Raw genomic sequence first — 5,905 nt, forward strand, 5'->3', positions numbered from 1 at the left:
GCCCAGCTTGTCCTTGAGCTTGTCCATGGTGTCGCGCAGGGTCTTCGCATCGGCGCCTTCGAGGCGTGCGGCCAGCAGCTTCACGCCCTTGATCTCGACGGCCTGGGTCAGCAGTTCGTCGCCCTGGTTGGACGCCAGCTTGCCCTTGAGCGCGGCGATTTCCTTCTCCAGCGCCTTGATCTGCTCGAGCGCCTGGCCGATGCGGCCATTGAGTTCGCTGGCCGGTGCCTTGAACGCGGCCGCGGCCTGGCCCACGGTCTCTTCGAGCGACTGCAGGTACGCCAGCGCGTTGGCGCCGGTCACGGCTTCGATGCGGCGCACGCCCGCGGCCACGCCGCTTTCGCCCACGACCTTGAACAGGCCGATGTCGCCCGTGCGCTGCACATGCGTGCCGCCGCACAGTTCACGGCTGGAGCCGATGTCCAGCACGCGCACGGTCTCGCCGTACTTCTCGCCAAACAGCATGGTGGCGCCGGTCTTCTGCGCGCTCTCGATGTCCATCACGCGCGCCTGGGTGTCGCTGTTGGCCAGGATCTCGGCGTTGACGCGGCGCTCGATCTCGCGGATCTGCGCGTCGGTGACGGGCGCGTTGTGCGTGAAGTCGAAACGCGTGCGCTCGGCGTTGACCAGGCTGCCCTTTTGCTGCACATGGTCGCCCAGCACTTCGCGCAGCGCCTTGTGCATGATGTGCGTGACCGAGTGGTTGCGCATGGTGGCAGCGCGCACTTCGGTGTTGACTTCGGCCGAGACCGCATCGCCCACCTTGAGGCTGCCGGACTCCAGCGTGCCGTGGTGGCCGAACACGTCGGCCTTGATCTTGAGCGTGTCCTGCACGGCAAAGCGCACGCCGTCGGCCGTGATCAGGCCTTCGTCGCCGACCTGGCCGCCCGATTCGGCGTAGAAAGGCGTGTTGTCCAGCACCACGACGCCATTTTGGCCCGCGGCCAGCGACTGCACGCTGGTGCCGTCGGCGTAGAGCGCGAGCACCTTGGCCGGGGTCGCGAGCTGGGTGTAGCCCGTGAAGGCGTTCGCCGCGCCCGTGTATTCAAGCGCACGGTCCATCTTGAACTTGCCGGCCGCGCGCGCCTTGTTCTTCTGCTCTTCCATGGCCGCGCGGAAACCCGCTTCGTCGACGCTCAGTCCGCGCTCGCGCGCCACGTCGTTCGACAGGTCGAGCGGGAAGCCATAGGTGTCGTGCAGCTTGAACGCCACGTCGCCGGGCAGCACCTTGACGTCGCCCGCGAGCGCGCTGTCGAGGATTTCCATGCCGTTGGCCAGGGTCTCGAAGAAGCGTTCTTCCTCGGCCTTGAGCACTTCGGTGATGCGTGCTTCCTGTTCGCGCAGCTGGGGATAGGCGTCGCCCATCACGGCCACCAGGTCCTTGACCAGCTTGTGGAAGAACGGCGTCTTCTGGCCCAGCTTGTAGCCGTGGCGGATCGCGCGGCGCACGATGCGCCGCTGCACGTAGCCGCGGCCTTCGTTCGACGGAATCACGCCGTCGCTGACCAGGAACGAGGTCGCGCGGATATGGTCGGCAATCACCTTGAGCGAAGGATTGCTCAGGTCGGCCACATGGGTCTCGCGGCCAGCGGCCTTGATCAGCGCCGCGAACAGGTCGATCTCGTAGTTGCTGTGCACATGCTGCAGGATCGCGGCCAGGCGCTCCAGGCCCATGCCGGTGTCGACGCAAGGCGCGGGCAGCTTGGTCAGCCGGCCCTGCTCGTCCATGTCGAACTGCATGAACACGTTGTTCCAGATTTCAATGAAGCGGTCGCCGTCTTCATCGGGGCTGCCCGGAGGGCCGCCGGGAATGTGGTCGCCATGGTCGTAGAAGATTTCCGAGCAGGGGCCGCAGGGGCCGGTGTCGGCCATCATCCAGAAATTGTCGGACTTGTAGCGGCCGCCCTTGTTGTCGCCGATGCGGATCACGCGCTCGGGCGGCAGGCCGATTTCCTTGGTCCAGATGTCGTAGGCCTCGTCGTCTTCGGCGTACACGGTCGCGAGCAGTCGCTCCTTGGGCAGCTTGTAGACTTCGGTCAGCAGTTCCCAGGCCCACTTGAGCGATTCACGCTTGAAGTAGTCGCCGAACGACCAGTTGCCCAGCATTTCGAAGAACGTATGGTGGCGGGCCGTATAGCCCACGTTCTCCAGGTCGTTGTGCTTGCCGCCGGCGCGCAGGCAGGCCTGGACCGAGGTGGCGCGGGTGTAGGGGCGCTTGTCCGTGCCAAGGAACACGTCCTTGAACTGCACCATGCCCGAATTGGTGAACATCAACGTCGGGTCGTTGCCCGGCACCAGCGAGCTCGACGGCACGATGGTGTGGCCCTTGGAGGCGAAGAAGTCCAGGAACGACTTCCTGATTTCGGCAACGGAAAAAGTGGGTTGGCTCATGGCGTATGGTTTGGAAGTGCGCAGCGCCTGCACGCTCGCATGAAAAGGCGCGCCGCTGTGCAGCGGGACAATCTTCCATTATAGATTTGTGCGGCCCGATTTTGACGGCAGTTGAATTTGCCTCCATGGCCTTCGCGCAACCCTCAGGAAACTGGCGTGCCCCAGCATGGGGGCAGCGAGCAAGGGCAGCCCCGCAAGGCTGCCGCCCCCTCCAACGAAGGTTGAGAGGGGCAAGCGCGCGCGGCCCATGCCGCGCAGGCGCTCAGGGCGTGATCACTCGCTATCGCGCGCTTCGATCGCGCGGTTGATCGCCAGCGCCGCGAGCGTGCAGATACCGCCCGACAGCAGGTAGATGCCCAGCCCGAACAGGCCGAAGCGGGCCGACACCGCGAGCGCGACCAGTGGCGCGAAAGCCGCACCGACCAGCCAGGCCATGTCGGCCGACAGCGCCGCACCGGTGTAGCGGTAGCGCGGCGTGAAGTTCGCCGTGACCGTGCCCGAGGCCTGGCCGTAGGACAGGCCCAGCAGGATGAAGCCGACGATCAGAAAGGTGTTGTTGCCGCCCTGGCCGTTGCCCAGCAGGCCGGGACCGACAAAGCTGAACACGCAGATCAGCGCGGCCATCGTGCCCAGCGTGTTGCGCCGCCCGAACCGGTCGGCGAGCCAGCCTGAAGCTACCATCGCCACACAGGCCGCAGCCGCGCCCAGCATCTGCACGCGCAGCACGTCGCCCACGGGCTGCTCGGAATACAGCTCGATGTACGACAGCGGGAAGATGGTCACCAGGTGGAACAGCGCGAAGCTGGCCAGCGCCGCGAATGCCCCGATGACCACGTTGCGGCCTTCGTTTGCGACCACTTCGGAGGCCTTGACCGGCTCGAGTTCATTCTGGTGCAGCAGATGGGAGAACGACTGGCCCACGACCAGCCGCAGCCGCGCGAACAGCGCCACCACGTTGATCGCGAAGGCGACGAAGAACGGGAAGCGCCAGCCCCAGGAGAGGAACTCCTCGGCGCTCATGTTCTCGTAGACGTAGGCAAAAAGGCCTGCGGCCATGAAGAAGCCCACGGGCGCTCCCAGTTGCCCCAGCATCGAGTACCAGCCGCGGCGCTCGCGCGGCGCGGAGATCGCCAGCAGCGACGGCAGGCCGTCCCAGGAGCCGCCCAGCGCCAGGCCCTGGCCTATGCGCAGCACGGCAAACAGCACGATGGCCCAGATGCCCAGGCTTTGGTAGCCGGGCAGGAAGGCCATGCCCACGGTGGAAGTGCCGAGCAGGAACAGCGCCAGCGTCAGCTTGGTGGCGCGACCCCAGCGCCGCTGCACCGCCATGGAGATGGCGGTACCGAAAGGCCGGGCAATGAAGGCCAGCGAAAAGATGGCGAACGACGCAAGCGTGCCGTCAAGACGTGAAAAGGAGGGAAACAGCAGTGCGGGAAAGACCAGCACGCAGGCGATGCCGAACACAAAGAAGTCGAAATATTCGGACGACCGGCCAATGATCACGCCGACCGCGATATCACCAGGGCTGACCTCTTCGTCCGTGTCGGCGCGGGAAAGTGCTTCGGGGCTTTCGCGGCCCCCTGCAGACAATGCTGTGTAACCGGTTGCGCTCATAGAGATGCTCCCTTTCAATGACTAGCTCTTTCTACGCTGGTCAACGACAGGGCCTGGTGCGGCTTTTGCGCCTGAGCGCGTCAGCCAAAAACTACAGCCCGGCCATCGCCAGCCCCTCACCCCGGCGGGCATGAAGCCCGCCGACATCGGTTCGGCTTACCCGCCTACATCGAAATCCGCTGATCTACCAAGAATGGCGCAATACACCCACGTCTTGACGTGGGACAAAATGTCCAATCGACAATTTGCTCCTTTTTATTACATTTACGCTGGTTCCAATCTCACGTTTACACCTAAGCGCGCTCTGGCGCGCCCATGACATGCTTCAATCCAAGGAAATCCGTGGGCCTGCGTGGCTCACAGCTACTGCGCTTGTCGCCGCTCTGAGCGGCTGCAGCAAAGCCGTAGTTCTCAACCCCGCAGGCGATATCGCCGCGCAGCAAGGTGATCTGGTCATGCTGGCCACCCTGCTGATGCTGATCATCATCGTTCCGGTGATTCTGCTGACGTTCTTCTTCGCCTGGAAATACCGCCAGTCGAACACCGAAGCCGAATACGATCCCGACTTCCATCATTCGACCAAGCTCGAACTGATCATCTGGACGGCGCCCCTGATCATCGTGATCATCCTTGGTGCGATCACCTGGATCAGCACCCACAAGCTCGACCCCTATCGTCCGCTCGACCGCATCGACGCCCAGCGTCCGCTGGCCGAGAACGTCAAGCCGCTGACCGTCGAAGTCGTGGCCATGGACTGGAAATGGCTGTTCTTCTACCCCGAGCAAGGCATTGCCACGGTCAATGAACTCGCTGCGCCGGTCGACCGCCCCATCCACTTCAAGCTGACGTCGACCACCACGATGAACGCGTTCTACGTGCCTGACCTGGCCGGCATGATCTATGCCATGCCCGGCATGCAGACCGAACTCAACGCCGTGATCAACAAGGAAGGCGTCTACAAGGGCATGTCCTCGCACTACAGCGGCGCGGGCTTCTCGGGCATGACCTTCAAGTTCCACGGCCTGAGCAACGAAGGCTTCGCCGAGTGGATCGCCAAGGCCAAGACCGAAGGCAAGACGCTCGACCGCGACAGCTACCTCGCACTGGCCAAGCCCAGCGAGCGCAACCCGGTCGAACGCTTCGGCAATGTCGACCCCAAGCTCTACCACACGGTCCTGAACCGCTGCGTCGAAGAAGGCCAGATGTGCATGCACACCATGATGGCCATCGACAAGGCAGGCGGCGAGTCCTATGCACGCGCCAAGGGCCTGAACCTCACGGCCGACATCTGCACGACCGAAGACGCCGACAAAATCACGGCAGCCCTGGAACCCGGCGTGGCCTCCCCTGCCGTCATCCAGCAATAAGCAATTCGGTGGATAGCCGGCCTGCCCGGCCAGCTGTCCACCTCACAAGAGACCCTTTATGTCTGACCAATTTGATACAGCCCGACTGATCTTCGGACGGTTGAGCTGGGAATCGATACCGCTGCACGAGCCGATTCTTCTCGCCACCTTCGCGGGCGTGATCCTCGGCGGCCTGGCGGTGCTCGCCCTTTTGACCCGCTTCAAGCTCTGGGGCCCGCTGTGGCGCGACTGGATCTGCAGCATCGACCACAAGAAGATCGGGATCATGTACATGATCCTGGGCATCGTCATGCTGCTGCGCGGCTTCGCCGACGCGCTGATGATGCGTGCGCAGCAGGCCATGGCCACGGTGGACGGCCTGGGCTTCCTGCCGCCGCACCATTACGACCAGATCTTCACGGCCCACGGCACCATCATGATCTTCTTCGTGGCCATGGCTTTGGTCACGGGCCTGATGAACTACGTCGTGCCGCTGCAGATCGGCGCGCGCGACGTGGCTTTCCCGTTCCTGAACAACTTCAGCTTCTGGATGA

The 5,905-nt window shown here is 63.9% G+C and carries 4 protein-coding genes; 2 read left to right on the forward strand and 2 right to left on the reverse strand.

All coding sequences use genetic code 11. From position 1 onward, the window contains the following. Together alaS and RR928_RS23980 are read right to left on the reverse strand one after the other, a co-directional pair. On the reverse strand, positions 1–2,391 hold a 2,391-nt coding region (gene alaS / locus RR928_RS23975; RefSeq protein WP_332684557.1), incomplete at its 3' end, for an alanine--tRNA ligase. Between the two features lie 273 nt (positions 2,392–2,664). Further along, positions 2,665–4,005, reverse strand: coding sequence for an MFS transporter (locus RR928_RS23980; protein ID WP_332539604.1), 1,341 nt, complete (start codon positions 4,003–4,005; stop codon positions 2,665–2,667). A 320-nt stretch (positions 4,006–4,325) separates the two neighbouring features. On the opposite strand from RR928_RS23980, the gene cyoA reads away from it, so the two are divergent. Continuing rightward, a complete protein-coding gene (gene cyoA / locus RR928_RS23985) occupies positions 4,326–5,372 on the forward strand; it encodes a ubiquinol oxidase subunit II (RefSeq protein WP_332539605.1) in 1,047 nt (348 codons plus the stop codon). A gap of 58 nt (positions 5,373–5,430) precedes the next feature. Continuing rightward, on the forward strand, positions 5,431–5,905 hold a 475-nt coding region (locus RR928_RS23990), incomplete at its 3' end, for a cbb3-type cytochrome c oxidase subunit I (RefSeq protein WP_332684560.1).

Source organism: Comamonas sp. (assembly GCF_036666375.1).
Classification (GTDB): domain Bacteria; phylum Pseudomonadota; class Gammaproteobacteria; order Burkholderiales; family Burkholderiaceae_C; genus Comamonas.